The 23975-nt window shown below is 61.0% G+C and carries 23 protein-coding genes and 1 tRNA gene; 13 read left to right on the top strand and 11 right to left on the bottom strand.

The window, feature by feature from the left end; translation table 11 throughout:
- Window positions 1–114: 114 nt before the first annotated feature.
- The 5 genes from CS390_RS17785 (at window position 115) to CS390_RS17765 (ending at window position 6122) form a co-directional block, all read left to right on the top strand.
- Window positions 115–2199 carry an LTA synthase family protein gene (locus CS390_RS17785; protein ID WP_099775483.1) on the top strand — a complete coding sequence of 695 codons (2085 nt, stop codon included), beginning with the start codon at window positions 115–117 and terminating at the stop codon, window positions 2197–2199.
- A gap of 248 nt (window positions 2200–2447) precedes the next feature.
- Window positions 2448–2780, top strand: coding sequence for a ribonuclease E inhibitor RraB (locus CS390_RS17780; protein WP_065759887.1), 333 nt, complete (start codon window positions 2448–2450; stop codon window positions 2778–2780).
- A 184-nt stretch (window positions 2781–2964) separates the two neighbouring features.
- Window positions 2965–4374 (top strand): circularly permuted type 2 ATP-grasp protein, encoded by a 1410-nt coding sequence (locus tag CS390_RS17775; RefSeq protein ID WP_099775482.1) that lies wholly within the window; start codon window positions 2965–2967, stop codon window positions 4372–4374.
- A gap of 3 nt (window positions 4375–4377) precedes the next feature.
- On the top strand, window positions 4378–5328 hold the full coding sequence (locus tag CS390_RS17770; protein WP_099775481.1) for an alpha-E domain-containing protein: 951 nt from the start codon (window positions 4378–4380) through the stop codon (window positions 5326–5328).
- Window positions 5325–6122: a transglutaminase family protein gene (locus CS390_RS17765; protein ID WP_099775480.1), complete on the top strand. Its 798-nt coding sequence runs from the start codon at window positions 5325–5327 to the stop codon at window positions 6120–6122. Before CS390_RS17770 ends, CS390_RS17765 begins: the two co-directional genes overlap by 4 nt.
- 2 nt (window positions 6123–6124) lie before the next feature.
- Here the strand turns inward: CS390_RS17765 and CS390_RS17760 are convergent, their stop codons facing one another.
- Window positions 6125–6928 carry a cytochrome c gene (locus tag CS390_RS17760; RefSeq protein ID WP_099775479.1) on the bottom strand — a complete coding sequence of 268 codons (804 nt, stop codon included), beginning with the start codon at window positions 6926–6928 and terminating at the stop codon, window positions 6125–6127.
- 529 nt (window positions 6929–7457) lie between these two features.
- Here CS390_RS17760 and CS390_RS17755 point away from each other — a divergent pair.
- A complete protein-coding gene (locus CS390_RS17755) occupies window positions 7458–8186 on the top strand; it encodes an amidotransferase (protein WP_099775478.1) in 729 nt (242 codons plus the stop codon).
- Between the two features lie 9 nt (window positions 8187–8195).
- Here the strand turns inward: CS390_RS17755 and CS390_RS17750 are convergent, their stop codons facing one another.
- The 3 genes from CS390_RS17750 to CS390_RS17740 form a co-directional block, all read right to left on the bottom strand.
- Window positions 8196–9167, bottom strand: a complete 972-nt coding sequence (locus CS390_RS17750; protein WP_065759893.1) for a magnesium and cobalt transport protein CorA — start codon at window positions 9165–9167, stop codon at window positions 8196–8198.
- Between the two features lie 62 nt (window positions 9168–9229).
- Entirely contained in the window at window positions 9230–9952 is a 723-nt protein-coding gene (locus CS390_RS17745; protein ID WP_099775477.1) for a 1-acyl-sn-glycerol-3-phosphate acyltransferase, read from the bottom strand.
- Between the two features lie 176 nt (window positions 9953–10128).
- Window positions 10129–10818, bottom strand: a complete 690-nt coding sequence (locus tag CS390_RS17740) for a crotonase/enoyl-CoA hydratase family protein (RefSeq protein WP_065759895.1) — start codon at window positions 10816–10818, stop codon at window positions 10129–10131.
- Between the two features lie 289 nt (window positions 10819–11107).
- On the opposite strand from CS390_RS17740, the gene CS390_RS17735 reads away from it, so the two are divergent.
- Together CS390_RS17735 and CS390_RS17730 are read left to right on the top strand one after the other, a co-directional pair.
- Window positions 11108–11197, top strand: a tRNA-Ser gene (locus CS390_RS17735).
- Window positions 11198–11275: 78 nt separating this feature from the next.
- Window positions 11276–11791 carry a hypothetical protein gene (locus CS390_RS17730; protein ID WP_099775476.1) on the top strand — a complete coding sequence of 172 codons (516 nt, stop codon included), beginning with the start codon at window positions 11276–11278 and terminating at the stop codon, window positions 11789–11791.
- A 64-nt stretch (window positions 11792–11855) separates the two neighbouring features.
- Here the strand turns inward: CS390_RS17730 and CS390_RS17725 are convergent, their stop codons facing one another.
- The 3 genes from CS390_RS17725 to CS390_RS17715 all read right to left on the bottom strand — a co-directional run bounded on the left by CS390_RS17725 (window position 11856) and on the right by CS390_RS17715 (window position 15922).
- Window positions 11856–14006, bottom strand: a complete 2151-nt coding sequence (locus CS390_RS17725) for a TonB-dependent siderophore receptor (RefSeq protein WP_099775475.1) — start codon at window positions 14004–14006, stop codon at window positions 11856–11858.
- Window positions 14007–14239: 233 nt separating this feature from the next.
- Entirely contained in the window at window positions 14240–14626 is a 387-nt protein-coding gene (locus CS390_RS17720) for a hypothetical protein (RefSeq protein WP_065761888.1), read from the bottom strand.
- 102 nt (window positions 14627–14728) lie between these two features.
- Window positions 14729–15922, bottom strand: coding sequence for an MFS transporter (locus CS390_RS17715; RefSeq protein ID WP_065761889.1), 1194 nt, complete (start codon window positions 15920–15922; stop codon window positions 14729–14731).
- Between the two features lie 113 nt (window positions 15923–16035).
- On the opposite strand from CS390_RS17715, the gene CS390_RS17710 reads away from it, so the two are divergent.
- Window positions 16036–16926: a LysR family transcriptional regulator gene (locus tag CS390_RS17710; protein WP_099775474.1), complete on the top strand. Its 891-nt coding sequence runs from the start codon at window positions 16036–16038 to the stop codon at window positions 16924–16926.
- Here the strand turns inward: CS390_RS17710 and CS390_RS17705 are convergent.
- On the bottom strand, window positions 16920–17402 hold the full coding sequence (locus CS390_RS17705; RefSeq protein WP_065760480.1) for a GreA/GreB family elongation factor: 483 nt from the start codon (window positions 17400–17402) through the stop codon (window positions 16920–16922). The genes CS390_RS17710 and CS390_RS17705 overlap by 7 nt on opposite strands.
- 1 nt (window position 17403) lies before the next feature.
- Window positions 17404–17805 (bottom strand): hypothetical protein, encoded by a 402-nt coding sequence (locus tag CS390_RS17700; RefSeq protein ID WP_099775473.1) that lies wholly within the window; start codon window positions 17803–17805, stop codon window positions 17404–17406.
- 137 nt (window positions 17806–17942) lie between these two features.
- Between CS390_RS17700 and earP the strand changes: the two genes are divergently transcribed.
- Window positions 17943–19076, top strand: coding sequence for an elongation factor P maturation arginine rhamnosyltransferase EarP (gene earP, locus CS390_RS17695; protein ID WP_099775472.1), 1134 nt, complete (start codon window positions 17943–17945; stop codon window positions 19074–19076).
- A 48-nt stretch (window positions 19077–19124) separates the two neighbouring features.
- Window positions 19125–19694 (top strand): elongation factor P, encoded by a 570-nt coding sequence (efp, locus tag CS390_RS17690; protein WP_065760477.1) that lies wholly within the window; start codon window positions 19125–19127, stop codon window positions 19692–19694.
- A 71-nt stretch (window positions 19695–19765) separates the two neighbouring features.
- Here efp and CS390_RS17685 read toward each other — a convergent pair whose 3' ends face one another.
- On the bottom strand, window positions 19766–20722 hold the full coding sequence (locus tag CS390_RS17685) for a LysR family transcriptional regulator (protein ID WP_065760476.1): 957 nt from the start codon (window positions 20720–20722) through the stop codon (window positions 19766–19768).
- A gap of 110 nt (window positions 20723–20832) precedes the next feature.
- Between CS390_RS17685 and CS390_RS17680 the strand changes: the two genes are divergently transcribed.
- Window positions 20833–21582, top strand: coding sequence for a sulfite exporter TauE/SafE family protein (locus CS390_RS17680; RefSeq protein ID WP_099775471.1), 750 nt, complete (start codon window positions 20833–20835; stop codon window positions 21580–21582).
- A gap of 90 nt (window positions 21583–21672) precedes the next feature.
- Here CS390_RS17680 and CS390_RS17675 read toward each other — a convergent pair whose 3' ends face one another.
- The gene (locus CS390_RS17675; RefSeq protein WP_065760474.1) at window positions 21673–23019 is read right to left on the bottom strand and encodes a class II 3-deoxy-7-phosphoheptulonate synthase; all 1347 of its coding nucleotides are present in this window, start codon (window positions 23017–23019) and stop codon (window positions 21673–21675) included.
- A 133-nt stretch (window positions 23020–23152) separates the two neighbouring features.
- Here CS390_RS17675 and CS390_RS17670 point away from each other — a divergent pair, with 133 nt between their 5' ends.
- Entirely contained in the window at window positions 23153–23908 is a 756-nt protein-coding gene (locus CS390_RS17670; protein WP_065760473.1) for a spermidine synthase, read from the top strand.
- Window positions 23909–23975: the final 67 nt, after the last annotated feature.

Raw genomic sequence — 23975 nt, 5'->3', positions numbered from 1 at the left:
GTGCGCTCAAATGCCTGTTCGACGAATGGCTCCCCAGTGCCCGGTTGTTTAGGGCAGGCTTGTTATTTTGCTCTTCGTTTCTTTCAAATCTGAATCTTTGGGATCTTCCTATTCATGGCTAACACGGACGCCTTGAGTCATCAGCGTGCTGCTTCGCGCGCGCTGCAACCGACCGTCAAATCGCACCTGGCCTATACGCTGCTGAGCGGCCTGGTGATCATGCTGATGCTCAGCCTGGTGAGGCTGGCACTGCTGGTTTACAACAGCGATCAGATCGGCAACACCCCGGTCTCGACGTTGGCCGAGGCGTTCGCCAACGGCCTGCGTTTCGACCTGCGCCTGGTGGTGTACCTCTGCATTCCGCTGATGCTGGCACTGTTGAGTGTTCGGGCGATGGCCGCACGCGGCCTGTTCCGTTTCTGGTTGACCGTGACCGCCAGTGTGGCCATGTTCCTCGGCCTGATGGAGATGGACTTCTACCGTGAATTCCACCAGCGCCTTAACGGATTGGTCTTCCAGTACGTCAAGGAAGATCCGAAGACCGTACTGAGCATGCTGTGGTACGGCTTCCCTGTCGTACGTTACCTGTTGGCCTGGGCCTTCGGGACCTGGTTGCTGAGCCTGCTGTTCAAAGGTGTCGACCGCATGACGCGGCCTCGTGGCGTATACGGCAGCAGTGTGGCCGGTGCGCGTAGCGTAGCGCCTTGGTATGTGCGCGGCGGCGTGTTCTTCATGGTGCTGTTGGTGGCCGTGGTTGCCGCACGCGGTACCTTGCGTCAAGGCCCGCCGATGCGTTGGGGCGACGCTTACACCACCGATTCGAACTTTGCCAACCAGTTGGGCCTGAACGGTACGCTGACCCTGATCACCGCTGCCAAGAGCCGGATGTCCGAAGAGCGTGACAACATCTGGAAGGCCACCCTGCCGCAGGATGAAGCGCAGGAGACCGTGCGCAGCATGTTGCTGACGCCTCACGACAAGCTGGTCGATGCCGATGAAGCGGCTGTGCGCCGTGAGTTCACCCCGCCAGTCGAGAAAACCCTGCCGATCAAGAACGTCGTGGTGATCCTGCTGGAAAGCTTCGCCGGGCATTCGGTGGGTGCGCTGGGTGCCACCACCAACATTACGCCGTACTTCGACAAACTGGCCAAGGAAGGGTTGCTGTTCGACCGTTTCTTCTCCAACGGCACCCATACCCACCAGGGTATGTTCGCCACCATGGGCTGCTTCCCCAACCTGCCAGGTTTCGAATACCTGATGCAGACGCCTGAAGGCAGCCACAAACTGTCGGGTTTGCCAGCGCTGCTCAGTGCACGCAAATACGATGACGTCTATGTCTATAACGGCGACTTCGCCTGGGACAACCAGTCCGGGTTCTTCAGCAACCAGGGCATGACCACTTTCATTGGCCGTAACGATTTCGTCAATCCAGTGTTCTCCGACCCGACCTGGGGCGTTTCTGACCAGGACATGTTCGACCGTGGTGCTGAAGAACTGGCGAAAAACTATGGCAAGAAACCGTTCTATGCCTTGCTGCAAAGCCTGTCCAACCACACGCCGTACGCGTTGCCGAAAAACCTGCCGGTAGAGCCTGTGACGGGCCAGGGTCGTCTCGACGAGCACCTGACCGCCATGCGTTATTCCGACTGGGCATTGGGTCAGTTCTTCGAGAAGGCGCGCAAAGAGCCGTACTTCAAGGAAACCTTGTTCGTTATTGTTGGCGACCATGGTTTCGGCAACAACCAGCAGGTCACCGAACTCGACCTGAGCCGCTTCAACGTACCGCTGCTGCTCATTGCGCCGGGTATCCAGGAGAAGTTCGGTGCGGTCAGCCACACCGTGGGTACCCAGATCGATATCGTGCCGACCATCATGGGTCGCCTCGGTGGCGAAACCCGTCATCAGTGCTGGGGGCGTGACCTGCTTAACCTGCCGGAAGGCGACCAGGGTTTTGGCATGATCAAACCGTCGGGTAGCGAGCAGACCGTTGGCCTGGTAACGGGTGATCGGATTCTGATCGAGTCCAAGGACATGTCGCCACGCATGTACCGCTACCAACTGGGTCGCGAGTTCAAGGCCGAGCGAATCGAAAGCCCGGACCAGGCTGAACTGACGCGCAAGCTGGAGTCGTTCATCCAGACGGCGACCAAGAGCCTGCTGGACAACACCGCCGGTGTGGTTCACGGCGTGCCGGACTGATCACCGGTACTACGTGATGCCTGTTTGACCAAAGCCCCGATTTATCGGGGCTTTTGTTTTTTGATGTGTCGATACGACTTACATCGGTTGGCACGAGCGCTGCGCAAGCGCTAGGATGCACTCAGGGTCTACCTGATTCACGCTTCCCGGCCCTGTCTTGATCACTAGCTCGAAGGCCCGCGCCTCTACTGTGGGCGATAGCGTCACGCACTGAAGGTTAATCCATCGGTATTTGCGGAGGACGATTCATGAGCAGCCAATATGATGACATCAGCATTAATGTCTTGCGCAGCATGAAGGAAGGCGGGTTCGACTTTGCCCGTATCCACCCCATCGAGTTCTATGCCGTTTTCCCCGATGAGGAGCGTGCCCGCAGAGCAGCCGGGAAATTCCGCGGCGAGTCGCTCAATGCACAGGTCTGTGAATGTGCGGATGGCGGCTGGCATCTGGAGTTGAGCAAGGTGATGTATGCCACCCATGGCGGCATCGATGAGTTCGAACAGGGCTTTGAGGCGGTGATCGCACCGCTGGGTGGTGAGGTCCAAGGCTGGGGGGTCAAGCAAGAACGTTTGCTGGCCTGAGCCAATCAACCGTCAGCCGGGCACTGCCTCGCAATGAGGCGCCGTCGCCCGGTTGACGGTGTATCTCGCACTGCTCTGGTGCGGTGTTTTTCCCTCGCTTCTATAACCACTTGAAATAAAAGCATTTATGCCGATGGCACGGGGCTTGCGATGACGTCTTGGTCCGGATGACAAGGAGTTCGGCATGATCCGCAGCTTTTATGACGAAATGTATGCCGGCAACGGTGAAGTCCGAGCGCACTACAGCGGATTCGCCAGTTGGCTGGCCGAGACCCCGCCGGAACTGTTGGCTCAGCGTCGTCGGGAAGCCGACCTGCTGTTTCATCGTGCCGGTATTACGTTCACCCTCTATGGCGATGAGCAAGGCACTGAACGCCTGATCCCGTTCGACACCATTCCCCGTAGTATTCCCGCCGCTGAGTGGCGCGTGATCGAACGGGGCTGCATCCAGAGGGTCAAGGCCCTCAACCTGTTTCTCGCCGACCTCTACCATGATCAGCGCATTCTGCGGGCCGGCATCATTCCGGCCGAGCAGGTGCTCGCCAACGAACAGTATCAGTTGGCAATGCAGGGGTTGAATCTGCACCGTGATCTATACGCGCATATCTCCGGGGTCGACCTGGTGCGCGACAGCGACGGCAGCTACTACGTACTCGAGGACAACCTGCGTACTCCCAGCGGTGTGAGCTACATGCTCGAAGACCGCAAAATGATGATGCGCCTGTTCCCGGAGCTGTTCGCCGCTCAACGCATCGCCCCGATCGATCACTATCCGAACCTGTTACTCGACACCCTGAAAAGTTCCAGCCCGCTGGATAACCCCAGTGTTGTGGTGTTGACCCCCGGTCGTTTTAACAGTGCCTTCTTTGAGCATGCTTTTCTCGCCCGTGAAATGGGCGTGGAACTGGTCGAAGGCGCGGACCTGTTTGTACGGGACGAGCGTGTGTACATGCGCACCACGGACGGCCCCAAGGCGGTCGATGTGATTTACCGGCGCCTGGACGATGCCTTCCTCGATCCGCTGGCCTTCAACCCTGACTCAATGCTGGGCGTGCCCGGCCTGTTGTCTGCTTACCGCTGCGGCAACGTGGTACTGGCCAACGCAATTGGTACCGGGGTCGCCGACGACAAGTCGATCTACCCCTATGTCACCGACATGATCCGTTTCTATCTGGACGAGGAGCCGATTCTGAAGAACGTGCCGACCTGGCAATGCCGCAAACCGGCTGAGTTATCCCATGTGCTGGCGCATTTACCGGAGCTGGTGGTCAAGGAAACCCAGGGCTCGGGCGGCTACGGCATGTTGGTCGGGCCTGCCGCCAGCCGTGCCGAACTCGAAGCCTTTGCGGCGCGGATCAAAGCGCGCCCTGCGGCCTACATCGCGCAGCCGACGCTGTCGTTGTCGACCTGTCCGACCTTTGTCGAGAACGGCATTGCCCCACGGCATATCGATTTGCGTCCCTTCGTCTTGTCCGGCCGGGAAACCCGCGTGGTGCCCGGTGGTTTGACCCGGGTGGCGCTGCGTGAGGGCTCGCTGGTGGTCAACTCGTCCCAGGGGGGCGGTACCAAGGACACCTGGGTCGTTGAGGATTGAATCATGTTGAGTAGAACGGCCTCGGATCTGTATTGGATGTCGCGTTATCTGGAGCGGGCGGAGAACCTCGCGCGGATGCTTGATGTCAGTTATTCACTGTCACTGATGCCGCAGGACGGCCGCGGAGGCGGCCTTGATGAGCTGGCGATGCCGTTGCTGATCACGGGCACCCTTGATGACTACCTCGAACGTCATGGCGAACTGCACGCCGAGCGACTGTTGCAGCATTTCGCCCTGGACCCGGGCAACCCGGCCAGTATCTACAGTTGTCTTGGCTCGGCACGGGCCTGTGCGCATGCGGTTCGTGGGCGAATTACCGCCGACATGTGGGAGAACATCAATGCGGCCTGGCTGGAAATCCGTGGCATTGCCGAGCAGGGCGTAGGGCGTTATGGCCTGAGCCGTTTTTGTGAGTGGGTGAAGGAGCGCTCACACCTGTTTCGCGGTGCTACCTACGGCACCATCATGCGCAACGATGCCTTTCGTTTTATCCGGCTGGGCACCTTTATCGAGCGTGCCGACAACACGTTGCGCCTGCTTGACGCCCGCTATGAAGTGCTGGGTGATGAAGCCGATGCGGTCAGTGACAGCTCGGCCCGGGGTTACTACCAGTGGAGCGCCTTGCTCCGGGCCCTGTCGTCTTTCGAGGCTTACACCGAGATCTACCGCGATGCACCTGCGGCGCGGCATGTGGCCGAGTTGCTGTTGCTGCGTGCGGATGTGCCGCGTTCGTTAAGGGCTTGCACTGAAGAGATCGACCAGATCCTGGCCAGCCTGCCCGGCGCCAACGGCCGTCCGGCACAGCGCCTGGCTGCCGAGGTGGATGCGCGCCTGCGCTACACCGGTATCGACGAAATCCTCGATGCGGGCCTGCACCCTTGGTTGAGCGACTACATCCCGCTGGTACGCCAGTTGGGCAACGCCATTCACAGCGCTTACCTGGAGGTCGTATGAGACTGACCATTAGTCATGAAACCGCCTATCACTATGAAGACCCGGTACGCACCAGCATCCAGTACCTGCGCCTGACCCCACACGACACCGAGCGGCAGCAGGTATTCAATTGGCACCTCGACCTGCCTCGACCGGCACGGGCGCAAGTAGACCCATTCGGCAACATCCTGCACGTGTTGAGCCTGGATGAACCGCATTCCGAATTGATTATCCGGGCTCGGGGGCAGGTGGAGATCGACGAGCAGTTCGAGGTTGAACATGAGGCGGGTTCGGCACTGCCGTTCTTGCGTTTCACGCGGTTGACCGAGGCCGACGAAGCGCTGCGCGCATTTGCCGAGCGCCAATGCCGCAAGCGCCGTGATCGTTCCGCGCTGATTGACCTGATGCATGGATTGCACGAGCGAATTGCCTACACCCCCGGGGCGACGGTGGTGGAGACCAGTGCCGCGCAAGCGTTCGCGGGTGGCGCGGGCGTCTGTCAGGACCACGCCCACGCGTTCCTAGCGTGCGCCCGCAGCCTTGGCATTCCGGCACGATATGTGTCTGGTTACTTGTTCGACAGCGACAGCCAGCACCTGGCCAGCCATGCCTGGGCAGAGGCCTGGCTGGACAATGGCTGGTACAGCTTTGATGTCACCAACCAACTGCAGCGCCCCGAACGGCACCTGAAGTTGGCGGTCGGCCTGGATTACCTGGACGCGTGCCCGGTGCGCGGCATGCGCCGGGGTGGTGGCTTTGAGCAGATGCACGCCAAGGTGCTGGTCACCCCGACCCTCGGCGCGCAGCAGCAATAGCCCTAGGGCTGCTTGTGCCCGGCCATGTGCTGGAGGTAGGCGAGCAGGGCGTCAAGCTCGCCGTCGCTAAGCACGCTGCTGCTAAAGCCGGGCATTTTCGCCTGTGGCCACTGACGCAGGCTTTGCGGGTCGCGGATATAGCGGCGCAGGTGGTCGAGGTGGAAGTACTCGGTCGGGTTGTAGGGCAGGTTCAGGTCCGGGCCAAACTGTGCATCGCCGGCGCCGTTGAGCGTGTGGCAGGCCAGGCAGTTTTTCTGGAACACGGTAAAGCCGAGGTTGACCGGGCTATTGTCTGCAAGCCCAGGTGCGGGGCGCATGGCCGGGAAGCGTTCGGCGACGGCGTCCAGGCGGCGAATGCTGGCAACCTGGAAAGGCCACTGTTCAGGGCTGATATGACCTGCCTGCGGGTTCGTCCATACCAGGTAGAAGGGGCCTGCGCTTGGTTTGCCTTTGCCGAGGCCCGGCCAGGGTTTGGCGGGGTCCTCAATGGCCAGCCAGGCCCGTGCTGGCCCCTTGGCGAGCAGTGGCGCCGCTGGCATCTCGGCGGCGAAGCCGTCCAGCGCAACTGCCTGCAGGTGATCCTGTGCCGAAACCCCGGTCAGCAGGGCGCTGAGGGGGATGGCGCGGTAGTGCATGGCTTTCTTGTAGGAAACATCGTCCGCGATGCTGATCGACTGCGCTTGCGGGTGCTTGAGCAAGTCTTCGGTTTGCCAGTTGATCGGCGCATCACCCAGTTCCAGAACCAGTTGAGCGGCCTGTAACGGTAGACTCAGCACGGCAAACAGCAGGGCAAGGCAGCGTCGCATGGAACAGTCTCCAACCAATGAGACCGGCAGCATACACTACGGCTGATAGGTTCCTGAGGCGTGCGCGTCGCTCAGCCGAACAGCCGCGATAGATTCGGCAGAATCAAGAGTAGGGTAGTGGCAAAGAGGATGAGCCCTGCCTGACGTACTTTCGTGTGCTTGAACATGGCTGACTGCCTTTTTGTTGTTATTCCTGAATGCCGAGTGGCTTCCCTGTCGAAGGTTTTACGTGTGATTTCGGGCCTGCCAGGCGCCGACACAAACCTGCTGAAAGTGGGTATACAACTAACCTTAGGGTCAACGTCACCCATCTTTTAGAACGGTTTGGTATTTCCAGCGTTTAGAATCTTTGCTTTGGCTATCAGGCGTTTTGCCATGCCATGATGATCGCCCTTGCTAGACACGTGCGTGCAGTTCGTCGGTGGATCCAGTCTGCATGACCGTTCGTCAGTGCATTCTACTTGCTTACAGGCCTTAATCGCGGCAGGCTCTAGCACGCATTTCGCCTTTGTCGTTCGGGACTATCTCTATGTCGCTACGCATCTGCATCCTTGAAACCGACGTCCTGCGGCCGGAACTGGTCGAGCAGTTTCAGGGCTACGGCCGGATGTTCGAGCAACTGTTTGCCCGCCAACCCATCGCCGCCGAGTTCAGCCTGTATAACGTAATGAACGGCGAGTACCCCAGTGATGAGCAATCGTTCGATGCTTACCTGGTTACCGGTAGCAAGGCCGATTCGTTTGGCAGCGATCCCTGGATTCAAACCCTCAAGACTTTTTTGCTTGAGCGCTATCAGCGTGGCGACAAGTTGCTTGGCGTGTGCTTTGGTCATCAGTTGCTGGCGCTGCTGTTGGGGGGCAAGACCGAGCGTGCGACGCAGGGCTGGGGCGTCGGTATTCACCGTTATCGCCTGAACGCACAGCAGCCGTGGATGACCCCGCCGATCGAAGACCTGACCTTGTTGATCAGCCATCAGGACCAGGTCACCCGCTTGCCGGAAAACGCCACGCTGATCGCGTCCAGCGAGTTCTGCCAGTATGCGGCCTATCACATCGACGATCAGGTGCTGTGTTTCCAGGGGCACCCCGAGTTCGTTCACGATTACTCACGGGCGCTGCTTGATTTGCGTCAGCAGCACCTGGGCGATGAGGTCTATCGGCAAGGGCTGGCCAGCCTGTCCAGCGAGCACCAGGGTGAAACCGTGGCCGAATGGATGATGCGCTTCGTGGCCCATAAGCCCGAAGGCACGACGGCCTGAGGGTGCACCTCAGAGCCAGCCGGAGCGCTTGAAACTGGCAAAGAGTGCGGAGCAGCCTACGGTGATCACCCCCAGTACGGCAAAGTAGCCGTACTGCCAGCCAAGCTCAGGCATGTTCTGGAAGTTCATGCCGTAGATACCGGCCACGGCGGTGGGGAAGGCCAGTATCGCCGCCCAGGCGGCGAACTTGCGCTGGACGATGCTTTGCCGCGATGACTCCAGCAGCATGCCGATCTCGATGGTCTGGCTGGCGATGTCACGAATACCGGCCAGGTCTTCCATCTGTCGGGTCACGTGAATCTGCACATCTCGAAAGTACGGGCGCATGTTCTTGTCGATGAACGGGAACGTCAGGCGTTGCAGTTCCTCGCTGATCTCGACCATCGGCGCCACATAGCGACGCAAGCGCAGAATGTCCCGGCGCAGGCCGTGCAGGCGCTTGATGTCGTCTTCGTTGAGTGCACCACTCAGTACGCTCTGTTCCAGCTCTTCGATTTCGCCGTGAATCGCTTCGCTGACTGGCTGATAGTTTTCGGTGACAAAGTCGAGCAGGGCGTAGAGGACGAAGTCCTCGCCATGCTCCAGCAGCAGCGGGCGCGCTTCGCAGCGTTGGCGTACCAGCGCGTAGGACTTCGAGTGGCCATTGCGGCAGGTGATGATGTACCCCTTGCCGGCGAAGATGTGCGTCTCGATGAACTCCAGCTTGCCCTCGTGGCGCACGGGTGAATACGTCACGATGAACAGCGCGTCGCCGAATGTTTCCAGCTTCGGCCGGCTGTGTTTTTCCAGGGCATCTTCAATGGCCAGTTCGTGCAGGTTGAACTGGCGCTGCAGATTGGCCAGCGCCTGCGCATCAGGCTCTTCCAGGCCGATCCAGACAAAGTGCCCTGGCTTGCTGGCCCAGTGGCTGCCTTCGTCCAGTTCGATTGACGTAACTTTTCTGCCGGCGCTGTACACCGCGGCTGCAACGACTCGTCCCATGACTGCTCGCTTCTTCAGGTGATCCTGTCAGCTTGGTATGACTGCATCGATCCGGCAACTGCTCAGGCCGACGGCAGTTCGTTTTCCATCGTGTCGATGCAGCGCTGCATCTGTTCTCGGCACTGTTGGATCAACGCCGGGATGTCCTCTTTGCCGAGGCCGCTGGTCGAGATGGGCGCCAGCGAGCGGATGATGACGTCGCCGCTGTTCCAGCGATTCAGGCGCATGCGCTGTGCATAACGGCTGACGCACACCGGCACGATGGGAACCCCTGCTTCAATCGCCAAGCGGAACGCACCGCTCTTGAAGTCCAGCAACTGGTTGCCGGGGTTGCGTGTACCTTCCGGGAAAATCCAGATCGAGGTGTTGTTGTGCTGCACTATCCGGGTGGTGGCATGGAGCGCCTGCCGTGCATGGTAGGCGTTGCTGCGGTCGACCAGAATGTTGCCGCCAAGCCAGAAGATCTGACCGAAAAAAGGTATCCAGCCCAGGCTTTTCTTGCCGATGCACACCGTGCGTGGCGGGACGACACCGCCGAGGACGAACAGGTCGAAGTTGGACTGGTGGTTGGCGATGATCACGCAGCCGGGCGGCTGGTCGAACAAGGGGCCGACTTCGGCCTTGACCCGCAGGCGCAGCAACCCGCCAATGGGCCAGGCATACAGGCGAGCGAAAATCCGGCTGTTGTCTGGGTTGAAGGGGCGGCACAGGCCAATCAACAAGCCAAGCGTACCCGCCAGCAGAAAGTGTATGCCCAACAGAAGCATACGGATCAGATAAAGCATCGAGTGACTCACACTGGGCAAACGCGGCGCAGTGTACGGCTGTGCACTCGTGGGGGCAAACACTGATGGTGCTGGCCGAGGGCCAAGGCATCGCAGGCAAGGTCGGCCCGGTGTGAAAGCCAATGCCTTGTGTGGGGCCTGTGGTGAACAGGCTCGCCTGCGATGCGTCGGAGACGTTAGCCCAGGTGTTCCTGATCGAGAATGATTGCATCGTCCAGGGTGTCGAGCAGGGCCTTGCGCACCTTGAGCTTGGTGTTCTTGTGCGCGCTCATGTTGATTTTCTTCAGTTGCCGGGCAGCGGCCAGGGCGGCCTCCTGCAACTGCTCGGCAGCCACGACTTTATCCAGGAAGCCGGCGTCGACGGCGCTGATCGGGTCGAACATCTCGCCATTGATCACCGAGCGGTGAAACGCCGAGCGGCGCAGACGGTCGCGGGCCAGTTCGATGCCGGCGTGGTGCATGGTCATGCCGATCTGTACTTCGTTCAGGCCGATACTGAAAGGGCCTTCGACACCGATACGGTAATCGGCCGAGAGCAGCAGGAAGGCACCCTTGGCCACGGCGTGCCCGGGGCAGGCGACAATCACCGGGAACGGGTGAGCGAGCAGACGCCGGGACAAGGTAGAGCCTGCCGTGACCAGGCTCACGGCCGCCTGTGGCCCGGAGGTCATCACCTTCAGGTCATAACCGCCGGAGAGGATGCCCGGTTGGCCGGTGATAATTACCACTGCACGGTCTTGCTGCGCACGATCCAGCGCGCTGTTGAACGCGGCGATCACATCGGGAGAGATCGCGTTGACCTTGCCGTTGTTCAGGGTCAGGGTCGCGATACCCTCGTCCAGGTGGTAGGTAATCAGCTCACTCATGAGAGGGATCCTTTGTTAAGAGTGAGGCAGACGTTACTCAGCCTCTGCAGCCAGGTAAAGCGCCAAGGCTGACTGGCCGGTCAGCCCTGGCGCCTGCGGCCCCGTACGCTGGGGGGCGACGGTGAAAGGCGGGTAAAGCGCTTTATAGATTGGCGGCTTTGCCCTATTTGGCAGGCAAGCGTGGCCGTGGCCCTTAAGCGCATGAAAATTCTGAAAAAAACCTTTGCCAAAAGAAAAACTTTCGACTACATTAGCGCCCCTCGACAGGCTGAACAGCTTGACGAGATCCGGTGAAGTGTCCGAGCGGTTGAAGGAGCACGCCTGGAAAGTGTGTATACAGGAAACTGTATCAAGGGTTCGAATCCCTTCTTCACCGCCAGACAAATGAAAGCCCCGAACTCCAGTAGTTCGGGGCTTTTTTGTTTATGCCATGGAATCAGGGAGTAAGGCGTTTCATATGATCAGTGAATATTTCAACGCATCACAGGTAAAAGCGGCTGAGCAATTGATCATTGCCATCAGCGCTTCGGACGAGCTGCGCGATCGCCATCTGCAGATGTTGCGCGAAACCGAGCTGGATGGCGATGACGCCGAAGAGGCTGAGGGCGACCCATCCCGGCTGTTGTGGATCATCAAGGACATCATCGACTGGGAAACCGGTTTTTACGTCGACTGGAGTGACACGGAGTCCTTCGTCGAATGCTTGGGCGAACTTGCCGAAAGCCGCGGTGTGACGCTGAGCTTCGGCGTTGAAGACCCGCTGGCCGAAGAGTTTCTCGACGAAGTCGAGGTGCCTGAATTGATGCTCCGCGCTCACGCCGAACTGGCCGCACAAGGCCTGGTGCTGTGGAACTGGGACACCGAGGGTGATGCGTATGGCGGCTGGATCAGTCGCCCGGACGCGGCGCCTGTGATGGCGACCGTTTCCGAGGTCCTGAGTGTCGAGATTCGCGAAGGCAGCGAGTCGTTTTAATGCCAGCGGCCGCCATCGCCCTTCACGGGCGCGATGGCGGCTGTCGACCGCTGCCGTGTCGACCTTAGAAGCTGACCGACGCCGATACCCTGGCTGTGCGTGGCGCACCGGGGAACAAGTAGCCATCCCCCAGGTATTCGCTGGCGTCACGCCAGTAACGGCGGTCGAACAGGTTGTCCACCGTCAGGCGCAGTACCGTGTCGTATCCGCCGATGCGGGTGCGGTAGCGGCTGCCAAGATCAAACACGGCATAACTGCCGACGGCCACGCTGCCGGCATGGTTGGCGTATTTGCTGGCGCTGTAGCGTGCACCGCCGAGCAGCGCCAGGCCGGGTAGGCCGGGCAGGCTGTAGTCGGCCTGCAGGGCGGCGCGGAAGTTCGGTACGTTGAGGGCCTGGTGGCCTTCGTAATCGGCGGTGTCGCTACCCTCGACCCGGGCGCGAATCGCCGCAGCACTGGCATTGATCTGCAGGTTTGACGTCACCCAGCCGCTCGCGCCCAGTTCCAGGCCTGTGTTCTTCTGTTGGCCCTGTTGCACATAGGTGAACGCCCCGGCGCCGTCCGGGCGCATGTACTGGTACGCCTGGCGCAACTGAAACAGCGCTGCGCTGAGGCTCAGGCGTTGCCAGTCGCGTTTGATGCCGACTTCCAGTTGGCGTGACAGGGTAGGGGCCAGGGTTTCTGATGCGTTGCTGGAAAAAAGTGGTGCGGTGCCGCCCGACGACAACCCTTTGCTGTAGCTGGTGTAGATCGAAATGTCCTGGCGCGGTTTGTAGATCAGCGCGGCATTGGGCAGCAGTTCGTAGCGCTGTGTGGTGCGTGTTGAATTGCCGTCTTCATCGAAGGCGTGCTCATCCAGGCGCACCTCGCGCGCGCCTAGCACGGTCTGCCACTGTTCGTTGAAGCTGATGCGGTCACTGATGAACAGGCCGTACTGGCGGCTGTCGAGGCGGCGGGTGCTCTGGCCAACATCCGCCTCGGTTGTGGGCATCGTTGCAGGATCCTGAGCAATATTGCCAGTGCCTACCGGATTGGAAACAGTAGGTCGTTGATCCAGTGTTCGCCGCTGCGCACTGCTGCCGACCGTCAGGTCATGCTCCAGGCTGGCAGCGGTAAAACGGCCATTGAGCGTAATCTGGGCTTCGTCGATGCGTCGGGTATCATCGGGGCTGCGGTAGTCGTAGATGTCGTAGTCGCCGCTGGGGCTGAAGAAGTTGCCTGGCGGAGGGTTGTTGCAGGTGGCATCCCAGCACCCAAAGGCAAACGAGCTGTAGTCGTCGATCACCACCTTGCTGCGCGAGGCGCTGAGGCTGCCGGTCCAGATATCGCTGAAGCGGTACTCGAAGCGCCCACCCAGGTTCAGCGAGTCAATCGTCACGGGCTTGGCCCAACGTTGGTAGGCCAGGTGATCCTCGGGGTCGACACTGTGCGGCAGGCTGTTGCCGCCCAGCAGTTGATAGCCAGGCGCCGAACGCTGCTCGCGCTGCTGATACTCGACGTCCAACTGCAACAGGGCGTCGGGGTTGAGCTGCCAGTCGAACGCCAGCGACGCGAAGTCCCGTTGCCCATCGGCGTGTTCGACATACGAGCGAATGTCTTCATGTGCCAGGTTGGCCCGCAGGCCGAATTGCCGTTCGCTGCCGAACCAGCCGCCCAGGTCGGCGGCCATGTAGCGCTCACCCTGATCATCGCCTGACAGGGTCAGTGAGCGAACGTCCTCAGGGCGTTTGGTGGCGTAGTTGATCACTCCGCCCGGCGCGGATACGCCGCTCTGCAAGCCTGAGAGCCCCTTGAGCAGTTCCACCTGCTGTTTGTTTTCCAGTGCTACGTTCTGTTCCCCGGCGATGGTCTGGCCGTTGATCTTGTAGCTGCTGGCCGCATCCAGGCTGAAGCCGCGCACCATGAAGTTCTCGTAGTAGCCCACGGGCGCATAGTTTTCGCCTACAGAGGCATCGCTTTGCAGCACTTCGCTGAGCAGACGCACCTGGCGGTCGGCAATCAGCGACTCGGTAAACACCGAGACCGAGGCGGGCGTATCGAGCAGTGGGGCGGGCTGGAAGCCACCGACGGTCGCTTCGTGGGCCTGGTAGCCCTCGTCCAGTTGCTCAGAGACTGTCAACGGTGCCAGTGTGATGCCGTTTTCGGCCATGGTGTGCGATGAGCTCAAGGCCAGGCTGAAGCTCAGCAGGCCGAGGGGCAGGCGGTGCAGGGTCATGCGAAAAGCTCCTTGAGGGCCTGCAGCGGGTGCGCCGTTATAGCTCGGCTGCTACCCAAGTGCTGGAGGCCCGGTGCGGCGAAACATTAAGTGCGCTAGAACGCGATAACTACCGGCATTGCGCCGGACAGCTGCGGGGGCGAAAAACGGCCGCTATCTTAGCAGGGGCGCCATGGACAAGGCGCCCCTGAGTTCACCGAAAATTCAGTGAGTTGTAAGGAGGGGGGAGGGCTCTAGTGCTCTGACGGCGGCGACGATGGCTTGTGTTTACGCCACTGGCCGTCAAGCTTTGACCAGGTCTTGCCGTCGGTGACAGCCATCAGTTTGCGCCCGTCCTTGAGCGTGGCCACGAAGGTCACCTCTTCCTCCTTGCCGCCCAGCCAGAGGCCGGCGATCAAGCCAAGAGGGCCTGCCATCAGTGCGCCGGCCACGCCCCAGCCAAGGGCGCTGCTCAGGCTGCGATTAAACTCCTGATTGGCGATTTTCATGTCCCTGATGCGTGACAGGGTGATTTTTTCTCCGGGCATGGGGTTTTTGCAGGTCTTGAGTGTGAGCGATCCATTGCGGTACTCGCCCTCACCTTGCAAGAAATCGCCGGCTTGAACCGTGAGTCTTGTCATAGTGCTTCCCAGTGAGTAAAGGGGCTGTTGACCAACGCCCTACTCAGCCCTTTGCGCTATGACAAGTCAATCAGCAGGCGACGGAGGGTCGTGCTCTGGGCTTCAGGCGGCACTGGTCAGGCGAGTGCGCTGGTACTGCGCCAGTAGCCATACCACTAGCGCCAGGCCGCCGATGATCGTTCCGGCCAGCGCGATACCGTCCCAGCCATAAGCCTGGAACAGTTGTGTACCGAGCAATGAACCCAGTGCGCCGCCGATGAAGTAGCAGGTGATGTAGCCTGCGTTCAGCCGATTACGCGCCTCCGGGCGCAGGGCGATCACCGCATTCTGGTTGCTCACGTGTACCAGTTGTACTGCCAGATCCAGAACCAGCACGCCAACCAGCAATGCAGCCAGTGACGATTGGGCGAAGGCCAGCGGCAACCAGGCCAGCAGCAATGCCAGCAGGCCGACCAGGGTGCCCATTGAGCCCTTGCCTCGGTCGGCAAGGCGTCCGGCCCAGTTGGCAGCCAGGGCGCCGGCGGCACCGGCCAGGCCGAACAGGCCGATGATCGCGTCGGTGTAGTGATAAGGCTCGGCAGACAGCAGGAAGGCCAGCGGTGTCCAGAACAGCGCGAACAGGCTGAAGGCCAGCAGGCCGAGCAGTGAGCGCAGGCGCAACACCGGTTCTTCGGCGAACAGGCGGAACACCGAGCCGATCAAGGCGGGATAGCGCATGCCTGCAGGTTGATGGCGCGATGGCAGGGCGCGCAGCAGGGCAAGGGTGCACAGGGTCATCAGCCCGGCTGCCAGCAGGTAAATACTGCGCCAGTCCCCCAGGGTTGCCATGAAACCGGCTGCGGTGCGCGCCAGCAGGATGCCCAGCAACAAGCCGCTCATCAGTGTGCCCACCACCCGGCCGCGTTGCCCCGGATCACTCAGGCCGGCGGCCATGGGTACCAGCACCTGAGCCACCACCGAGAACAGGCCGGTCAACGCGGTGCCCAGCAGCAACCAGGGCAGGCTCGCAGATAAGGCGCTGATCAGCAGGCCGAGGGTGCTGATGCTCATCATGGTGACAATCAGGCGTCGCTGTTCGAACAGGTCACCGAGTGGCACCAACAGCAGCAGCCCGACGCCGTAGCTCAGTTGGGCCGTAACGACGATGCTGCCCGCGCTTGCGGTGCTGAGGTTGAACTGCTGGGCAATGCTGTGCAGCAGTGGTTGTGCATAGTAGTTGCTGGCGACGGCGAGGCCCGTGGCAATGGCCATCAGCAGAATCAGTGCGCGGCTCAGCGGTGGCGTGGCTGCGGTCATCGGACGTTCCCTGTATCGGTGGTTGGTGCGTGCTGGTGCCTAGTATCGACAGCGCCTTAATATGACGCCAATGTATCGTTTTCATTCGATCAATCTATAAAACAGATGAATGTATGAACCTCAAGCAGATCGAGTACGCGTTGGCTGTTGCCGATACCGGCAGTTTCACCCTGGCTGCGCAGCGTTGCCATGTCGTGCAGTCGGCATTGAGCCACCAGATTGCCCGGCTTGAAGAGACCTTGGGGGCGCGACTGTTTGAGCGAAGCTCGCGACGGGTGAGCCTGACGCCCGCCGGCGAAGCCTTTGTGGTCAGCGGCCAGGCTGCGCTGGAGGCCGCCCGGCGGATTGGTGATGATGTCGCCGCCGCCTGTGGAGAAGTGCGTGGGCGCTTGTCCATAGGCGAGATCAGCTCTCTGACAGAGCTGGATCTGGTCGACCTGTTGGCAGGTTTCCATCATGAGTACCCGCAGGTTGATATTCGCTGGCTGATCAACAAGAGCGAGGTGTTGATGGCGGATGTGCGGGAGCGGCGCCTGGATGTTGCCTTTATCGGTGTCTGGCCTGGTGAACCGATCGAGGGGGTGGCGTCGCGGCTGCTGGCCAGGGAAGAACTGGTGGCGTTGTTGCCTGCGGGGCATCCGTTGGCCTGCCAGTCACGCGTGTGTCTGGCCGACCTGGAAGACCAACCGCTGGTGGATTTTCCAGCGGGTACAGGCGCTCGGCGCCAGACCGATGAAGCCTTCACCGCCGCCGGGGTGCGCCATCGGGTGCAGTTCGAGGTCGGTAGTGTGATGTTGGTGGAAAAGTTTGTTCAGCGCGGGTTGGCCCTGGGGTTGGTGGCCGCACCCATTGCCCGTGGTTTCAAGGGGGTGGTGGCCTTGCCGGTCAGTGATGCCCCCGTGCGCCATGTCTACGCGATTTGGTCGAATTCGCCGTCGCCGGCCGCCAAGGCGTTCCTGCAGGTGCTGGAACGCTGTCTTGATGCCAGGGCCAACAACTACTGAACGGCAATCACCTCATAGTCCTGGCGTACCCCGGCCAGAACCAGGCTGACGGCGTCGCCTTCCTGCTTGCCCATCAGGCTCTGGCCCAGTGGCGAGCGGGGAGTGATGACGGTAATCAGGGTTTGCGCCTGGGTGATCGTGAGGCCGGCGGCTTCAGGGCCGATGAACAGATGCCGTTGATTGCCGTTTTCCGCTTCCAGGGTCACCAGGTTGCTGACCTGAATGCCGCGTTCCGGGTCGTAGGGGCGCAGCAGGAGCTGTTGGTAGGCAATTCGTCCCTGGCGGATTTCTTCTGTGCGGCGTGCCTGGCCTGTGGCCAGGTATGAGGCTTCCAGGCCCAGGGTGTCGTATTTGTTCTCGGCGATGTTCTCTTCGTGGGTCGCGGTTTCATAAGCGGTCTGGGCCGCGCGCTGGGCAACCTCCAGGTCAATACCCAGTTTTTCGATGATCTGTTGCAGCAGTTCGGCCTTGTTCATGTCAGTTGCAAAATTCCAGGACGTTGGCGCGGCTTTTATCGGTTGGTGCAGTGCGGTTCTGTTGCAGCCAGAACTGGCACTTGGGGTTGGACAGGTTACGTGGATTGCTTTCCATCTGCTCCTCGGCCTGCTGCACTTCCTGTTTGCGCAGTATTTCCTTGTAGCGCTCGAACATCGGGTTATCGGCCGCAGCAGGTTGTTGTGGGGCCTGTACCGGGGCTGGGCGCAGGGTTTCAACCGCCTGGCTCAGCGGCGCGGTGGCTTGCGGCGCAAAATGCAGGGCCAGCCAGACGGTCAGCGCGATGGCGGCGAACCCCAGCCACAGGCCCAGGGCAATGCAGATGATCAATTGAAACGGTTTTAGGGTAATGCTCAGGGCGTGACGTCGTGCGCGAAGGGGCATGGCAGCCTCCTGGCCAGGGCGAGGAAAATGCAATTGTCGCATGCCGTTCCGGGTTTTTTCAGTGTCGGTGCTTTTGTCTGCGATGATTTATCCGGACAATCCACGCTTTTTTCTGACCGATACCTGAGGTGCCTCACATGAATGCTTCCTGGGACATCTTCTGTCGTGTGGTCGATAACTATGGCGATATCGGCGTCACCTGGCGCCTGGCCCGGCAGTTGGTGGCAGAACAGGGGCTGGCGGTGCGTCTGTGGGTGGATGATCTGGGGGCGTTCGTACGCATTTGTCCACAGGCTGATCCGGCTGCCGGGCAACAGTGGCAGCAGGGCGTTCAGGTCTGCCAGTGGCCCGTCGATTGGCAGCCAACCCCGGTGGCCGATGTCGTGATCGGAGCCTTTGGCTGTCAGCTGCCGCCTGCCTACGTTCAGGCCATGCTGGAACACCCGACGCCGGTACTGTGGTTGAACCTTGAGTACCTCAGTGCCGAGGATTGGGTTGAGGGGTGTCACGGGTTGCCGTCGCCTCAGGCCAATGGGCTGCGCAAGGTTTTTTTCTTTCCGGGTTTTACCACCAGGACGGGCGGGCTGCTGCGTGAAGCGAGCCTGTTGGCGCGGCGTCAGGCGTTTGAGCAGGATCCGCTGGCGCGTCAGGCGTTTTTGCGGGGCATTGGCGTGCAACCACACGCCAATGCCCGGCTGATTTCATTGTTTGCCTATGAAAACCCAGGGGTGGCCAGTTGGCTCGAGGCCCTGGCTACCGACAGTCGGCCCAACCATCTGCTGGTGCCCGAAGGGCGCATTCTGGGTGATGTGCAGGCGTGGCTGGGGGAGACAGGTCTGGTGCCCGGCAGCATCGCTCGCCGTGGTGCGCTGACCGTGCAGATCCTGCCGTTTGTCAGCCAGGACGAGTACGACCAGTTGTTATGGTGCTGCGATTTCAATGCGGTGCGCGGGGAGGACTCGTTTGTCCGTGCGCAGTGGGCTGGGCGCCCACTGCTCTGGCATATCTATGTGCAGGAAGCGTACGCCCACTGGGAAAAACTCGAGGCCTTTCTGGAGCACTACACCCAAGGTCTGTCGGCAGCGGCGAGTGCCGCGTTGGTGGATCTCTGGCGTGCCTGGAACATGGATCGTGATATGGGGCCGGCCTGGCAACAGCTGCTTGCGCACTGGCCGGAACTGGATGCGCACGCCCGGCGTTGGTGCGCTACGCAGGCCGCTCAGCCGGACCTTGCCACGACGCTGGTACAGTTTTACCGAAATTGGCTATGATATGCGGCCTCGATTTTTGTAAATCCATCCAAATTCGGATATCTCGTAATGAAAACTGGTAAAGAGCTGAAACCCGGTACCGTACTGCGGATCGACAACGACCCGTGGCTGGTTCAGAAAGCGGAATTCACCAAGTCGGGCCGTAACAGCGCGATCATGAAGACCAAGCTGAAAAACCTGCTGACCGGCTACAAGACTGAAACCGTTTACGGTGCAGACGACAAGCTGGACGACGTGATCCTGGATCGCAAAGAAGCGACCCTGTCGTTCATCAGCGGTGACTCCTACACCTTCATGGACACCTCCGACTACACCATGTACGAACTGAACGCCGAAGACATCGAGGCCGTTCTGCCGTACATCGAAGAAGGCATGGAAGACATCTGCGAAGCCGTATTCTTCGAAGGCCGTCTGGTTTCCGTTGAGCTGCCGACCACCATCAGCCGTCAGGTTGTGTACACCGAAAACGCCGCACGTGGCGACACTTCGGGCAAGGTCATGAAGCCAGCCAAACTGAAGAACGGTACCGAGATCTCTGTTGCTGACTTCATCCAGATCGACGAGTTCATCGACATCGACACTCGCGACAACAGCTTCAAGGGCCGTTCCAAGAAGTAATTTCCTGGCGCCCACGAAAAACCCGGCCTTTGCCGGGTTTTTTTGTGTCTGCAGTGCCGTGAAAGGGGGGCTTACTGCCAGCGCAGCTCACTGCGCAACGCCAGGTCCCATGGCGGTACCGGGCTGAAGCGGCTCTTGAGGAACTCAAGCAGCAAGCGGCTGCGGGAGTTGGTTTCGTGCTCCAGGCGCAAGGCATAGATGCCGCTGCTTTCCGCTGCTGGCAGGCCGTTGTCGCAGAACAGCGGCAGCAGCTCCCCGCGTAGCAGGTACTCGCTGATCAACCAGGTCGGCAGGTGGGCGATGCCCAGCCCGGCCAGTGCGCCGAACAACAGGGTTTCTGCGTTGTTGGCGCTCATGCGCATGCGTGAGGGCCGCAGCAGGCGCATCTGTCCGTCGATTGCAAAACGCCAGGCGAACGGCGGGGCCAGGCCGTCCCAGTCCAGGCCATCATGTTCTGGCAGTTCCTGCGGGCTGCTCGGCACACCGCGCTGTTCCAGGTAGGCCGGGCTGGCGCAGGCAATGCGCACCATGTAGGCCAAGGGTGTCGCTACCAGGCGGGTATCGGCCAGTGGCCCGGCACGCAGCACCAGATCGACTTCGCCCAGGTGCGCGCCATGCAGGTCGACGAAGCTGTCGATCAGGCGCAGTTGAACATCCAGGCCTGGGTAGGCCACCAGGAAATCAGCGATTGCAGGCGCCAGATGACGGCGTCCGAACGCGGCGGGCGCATCAATGCGAATCAGGCCTTCAGGCGCGTTGCTCAGTGACACGGCTTCGGCCCGTGCCAGGCGCAGTTCTTCAACGATACGCCGGGCGCGCTCGGCGAATGCGTTACCAGCTGGGGTGGGACGCACCGCGTGGGTGCTGCGCACGAACAGTCGGCTGCCTACGGCGGCCTCCAGGGCATCGATGCGCCGGGCCACCGCAGACGGCGTTAGCGGGTGGCGTCGGGAGGCCGCGGAAAAGCTGCCTGCCGCCAGAACATCGAGGAAAAGGCTGAGTTGTTCGGTGAGGGCATCAGGGTTCATCGGCTGTATCGCCTTTGCGTAATTGGCATAGCCATTGTGCGTTGCTGTGCGTTTCCCTACTAGCCCTGGCTGGGTAGCATGTGACGATTGATGACCTTCAAGGGGCCGGAATGATCGAGTGGATGATGTACATCGCGTTGGGCGCCGCCTTGGGTACGATGGGTGGGTTGTTTGGCATCGGCGGCGGCTTGATCGCGATTCCTGCGCTGGGCCTGCTGTTTGGCCTCGATCAGCAGTTGGCACAGGGCACTGCGTTGGTGATGGTGGTGCCTAACGTGTTGTTGGCCCTGTGGCGCTACCATCAGCGCAACCGTATTGCCTTGCAGCATGCGTTGCCGCTGGCCGCAGCGGGCTTTGTCTTTGCCTGGCTGGGGTCGATCTGGGCCGTGGGCTTGGATGCTGGCGCGATGCGTCTGGGCTTTGTCGGTTTCCTGATCGCGCTGGTGGTCTGGAACCTGGCGCGCATGTTCATGCGTAGCACGCCGCCCTCGAGCGAGTTGCGCCAACCCTGGCCGTGGCTGGGCGTTCTGGGCAGTGGCGCGGGTGTTGTGGGCGGCCTGTTCGGGGTGGGCGGTGCGGTGATTGCCACGCCGGTGCTGACCAGCGTGTTCGGCACGACTCAAGTGGTCGCCCAAGGCCTTTCGCTGGCCTTGGCGGCGCCCAGCACGGCGGTAACCCTGGTCACATATGGTGTGCATCAGCACGTGGATTGGAGCATGGGCGTTCCCTTGGCGCTGGGCGGGCTGCTCAGCATCAGTTGGGGGGTAAAACTGGCCCATGCCTTGCCGGAGAAGGTGCTGCGTTCACTGTTCTGCGGGTTTTTGGTGCTGTGTGCGGTGATGCTGGCGTTCAAGGTGTAAGGCGGACACATCGGTGTGCGACCCAAGCCAGGGTCCTTGATTGTCAGGACAGTGGCTTGGGCTTTGGCGTTTGCGTCGGCGCGTACAGGTCTAGCGACGCACCTGCTTGAGGGTTTCGGCAATCAGGAAGGCCAGCTCCAGTGACTGGTCCGCGTTCATGCGTGGGTCGCAGTGGGTATGGTAGCGGTCCGACAGTGCATCTTCGGTGATCGGACGGGCGCCGCCGATACACTCGGTGACGTTCTGCCCGGTCATCTCGATGTGGATACCGCCGGCATGACTGCCTTCAGCCTGATGTACCTGGAAGAACTGTTTGACCTCGCTGAGGATCTGCGCAAAGTCTCGGGTCTTGTAGCCGCTGCTCGCCTTGATGGTGTTGCCGTGCATGGGGTCGGAACTCCAGAGCACCTTGCGCCCCTCACGTTCCACGCTACGAATCAGCGCCGGCAAGTGGTCGCCGACTTTTTCCGCGCCCATACGCACGATCAGGTTGAGGCGCCCCGGGTCGTTTTCCGGGTTGAGCACGTCAATCAGGCGAATCAATTCCTCGGTGTTCATGCTTGGGCCGACCTTGACCCCTATGGGGTTGTTCACCCCGCGCAGGAACTCGACATGCGCGCCGTCGAGCTGGCGGGTGCGGTCGCCAATCCAGAGCATGTGCGCCGAGCAGTCGTACCAGTCGTTGGTCAGGCTGTCGCGGCGCACGAAGGCTTCTTCGTAGTTGAGCAGCAGCGCTTCATGGGCGGTGAAGAAACTGGTTTCGCGCAGCTGCGGTGCGCTGTCCAGGCCACAGGCGCGCATGAAGGCCAGGGTTTCGTCGATGCGGTCGGCCAGTTGGCTGTACTTCTCGGCCAGGGCCGAGTTGGCGATGAAGTCCAGGTTCCACTTGTGCACCTGATGCAGGTCGGCAAACCCGCCCTGGGCAAAGGCGCGCAGCAGGTTCAGGCTGGCAGTGGACTGGTGGTAGGCCTGCAGCAGGCGCTCTGGATCAGGCACGCGGCTTTTTTCATCGAAACCAATGCCGTTGACGATGTCGCCGCGATAAGCGGGGAGGGTGACACCGGCGATGGTTTCGTCGCCCGCCGAACGGGGTTTGGCAAATTGTCCGGCCATTCGGCCGACTTTCACCACCGGGCAGCCGGCCGCAAAGGTCATGACAATGGCCATTTGCAGGAGCACTTTGAAAGTGTCGCGAATTTTTGCCGCTGAGAACTCCGCGAAGCTTTCGGCGCAGTCGCCGCCTTGCAGCAGGAAGGCGCGGCCCTCGGTGACTTCCGCGAACTGACGGCGCAGTTCGCGGGCTTCGCCGGCAAACACCAGCGGTGGATAACTGGCCAGCGTCTGCTCGACCTTGTGCAGGTGCGTCGCGTCAGGGTAGGTCGGTTGTTGCTGGATCGGCAGGGCGCGCCAGCTGTCAGGACTCCAGGGTTGGCTCATCGCAGACTCGGTTGTTATCAGATTATAAAGAGGGCTGGGGTCATGGTAACAGTTGCAAGGCGCCTTGTTGCACTGCCTGCATTGGCGGACAATGGCGGTTTTGCTTGGGCAGGCATCGGTGCCGGGAGACGAGATGACAGAGGAACGGGTAGAGCGGCTGCTGGCCCAGGTTCACGACGAGTACGGCACCATCAGTGTGCTGGAGGTCGAGGACTACCGCTTCCTTGAGTTCGGTGAGGCCATAGAGCAGAGCTGTGTGTTCACGGCCGATCCAAGCTGGCTGGAGTACGACTACACCCGTGCCATGCTGATTGGCGCGTTGTGCCATGCCGAGCCGGAAAGTGCCTTGTTCCTCGGGCTTGGTGCCGGCACCCTGACCCAGGCCTGCCTGAAGTTCCTGCCGCTGGACGATGTCGAGGTGATCGAGCTGCGCCCGGATGTGCCGCGCCTGGCCATTGAGTACTTGGGGCTAGACGACGACCCGCGCCTGTATATCCGCGTGGGCGATGCGGTGGAGCTGCTGGAAACCGCCGAAACCGCCGACCTGATTTTCGTCGACCTGTATACCGATCACGGGCCGAGCGTGGGGCATCTGGCCTGGCGCTTTTTGGAGAACTGCCAGAAACGCCTCAATCCCGGCGGTTGGCTGGTGATCAACCAGTGGGCGGCGGATGACGGCAAGCCGCTGGGGGCTGCGTTGTTGCGCGGGCTGTATCATCGGCACTATTGGGAGCTGCCGGTGAAGGAGGGTAACGTCATTCTGCTGGTTCCGGCAGACCTCGAGCAGACGCTGGACATGCCTGGCCTTGTCGCTCGGGCCGATGCATTGGCACCCCGTCTGGGCTACTCGTTGCAACCGTTGATCGGAGCGATCCGCCCGGCGAGTTGAGGCGGCTGCTGAAATAATCGATTCAGCCCATGCCCCGGGGCGATATGCGCGTAATCCGGGGCGCCGC

It is taken from the genome of Pseudomonas sp. HLS-6, from assembly GCF_002753995.1.
Classification (GTDB): domain Bacteria; phylum Pseudomonadota; class Gammaproteobacteria; order Pseudomonadales; family Pseudomonadaceae; genus Aquipseudomonas; species Aquipseudomonas defluvii.
The sequence above is the reverse complement of the archived record's forward strand: the minus strand, read 5'-3'. Positions and strand labels throughout refer to the sequence as shown.

What these genes read in the sequence shown, in the direction of transcription:
- CS390_RS17765 (WP_099775480.1), top strand. Translation starts at nt 5,325, where the DNA reads ATGAGACTGACCATTAGTCATGAAACCGCCTATCACTATGAAGACCCG.
- CS390_RS17705 (WP_065760480.1), bottom strand. Translation starts at nt 17,402, where the DNA reads ATGAACAAGGCCGAACTGCTGCAACAGATCATCGAAAAACTGGGTATT.
- CS390_RS17715 (WP_065761889.1), bottom strand. Translation starts at nt 15,922, where the DNA reads ATGACCGCAGCCACGCCACCGCTGAGCCGCGCACTGATTCTGCTGATG.
- CS390_RS17730 (WP_099775476.1), top strand. Translation starts at nt 11,276, where the DNA reads ATGATCAGTGAATATTTCAACGCATCACAGGTAAAAGCGGCTGAGCAA.
- CS390_RS17740 (WP_065759895.1), bottom strand. Translation starts at nt 10,818, where the DNA reads ATGAGTGAGCTGATTACCTACCACCTGGACGAGGGTATCGCGACCCTG.
- CS390_RS17775 (WP_099775482.1), top strand. Translation starts at nt 2,965, where the DNA reads ATGATCCGCAGCTTTTATGACGAAATGTATGCCGGCAACGGTGAAGTC.
- earP (WP_099775472.1), top strand. Translation starts at nt 17,943, where the DNA reads ATGAATGCTTCCTGGGACATCTTCTGTCGTGTGGTCGATAACTATGGC.
- efp (WP_065760477.1), top strand. Translation starts at nt 19,125, where the DNA reads ATGAAAACTGGTAAAGAGCTGAAACCCGGTACCGTACTGCGGATCGAC.
- CS390_RS17745 (WP_099775477.1), bottom strand. Translation starts at nt 9,952, where the DNA reads ATGCTTTATCTGATCCGTATGCTTCTGTTGGGCATACACTTTCTGCTG.
- CS390_RS17680 (WP_099775471.1), top strand. Translation starts at nt 20,833, where the DNA reads ATGATCGAGTGGATGATGTACATCGCGTTGGGCGCCGCCTTGGGTACG.
- CS390_RS17725 (WP_099775475.1), bottom strand. Translation starts at nt 14,006, where the DNA reads ATGACCCTGCACCGCCTGCCCCTCGGCCTGCTGAGCTTCAGCCTGGCC.
- CS390_RS17785 (WP_099775483.1), top strand. Translation starts at nt 115, where the DNA reads ATGGCTAACACGGACGCCTTGAGTCATCAGCGTGCTGCTTCGCGCGCG.
- CS390_RS17780 (WP_065759887.1), top strand. Translation starts at nt 2,448, where the DNA reads ATGAGCAGCCAATATGATGACATCAGCATTAATGTCTTGCGCAGCATG.
- CS390_RS17750 (WP_065759893.1), bottom strand. Translation starts at nt 9,167, where the DNA reads ATGGGACGAGTCGTTGCAGCCGCGGTGTACAGCGCCGGCAGAAAAGTT.
- CS390_RS17670 (WP_065760473.1), top strand. Translation starts at nt 23,153, where the DNA reads ATGACAGAGGAACGGGTAGAGCGGCTGCTGGCCCAGGTTCACGACGAG.
- CS390_RS17700 (WP_099775473.1), bottom strand. Translation starts at nt 17,805, where the DNA reads ATGCCCCTTCGCGCACGACGTCACGCCCTGAGCATTACCCTAAAACCG.
- CS390_RS17675 (WP_065760474.1), bottom strand. Translation starts at nt 23,019, where the DNA reads ATGAGCCAACCCTGGAGTCCTGACAGCTGGCGCGCCCTGCCGATCCAG.
- CS390_RS17720 (WP_065761888.1), bottom strand. Translation starts at nt 14,626, where the DNA reads ATGACAAGACTCACGGTTCAAGCCGGCGATTTCTTGCAAGGTGAGGGC.
- CS390_RS17710 (WP_099775474.1), top strand. Translation starts at nt 16,036, where the DNA reads ATGAACCTCAAGCAGATCGAGTACGCGTTGGCTGTTGCCGATACCGGC.
- CS390_RS17770 (WP_099775481.1), top strand. Translation starts at nt 4,378, where the DNA reads ATGTTGAGTAGAACGGCCTCGGATCTGTATTGGATGTCGCGTTATCTG.
- CS390_RS17760 (WP_099775479.1), bottom strand. Translation starts at nt 6,928, where the DNA reads ATGCGACGCTGCCTTGCCCTGCTGTTTGCCGTGCTGAGTCTACCGTTA.
- CS390_RS17755 (WP_099775478.1), top strand. Translation starts at nt 7,458, where the DNA reads ATGTCGCTACGCATCTGCATCCTTGAAACCGACGTCCTGCGGCCGGAA.
- CS390_RS17685 (WP_065760476.1), bottom strand. Translation starts at nt 20,722, where the DNA reads ATGAACCCTGATGCCCTCACCGAACAACTCAGCCTTTTCCTCGATGTT.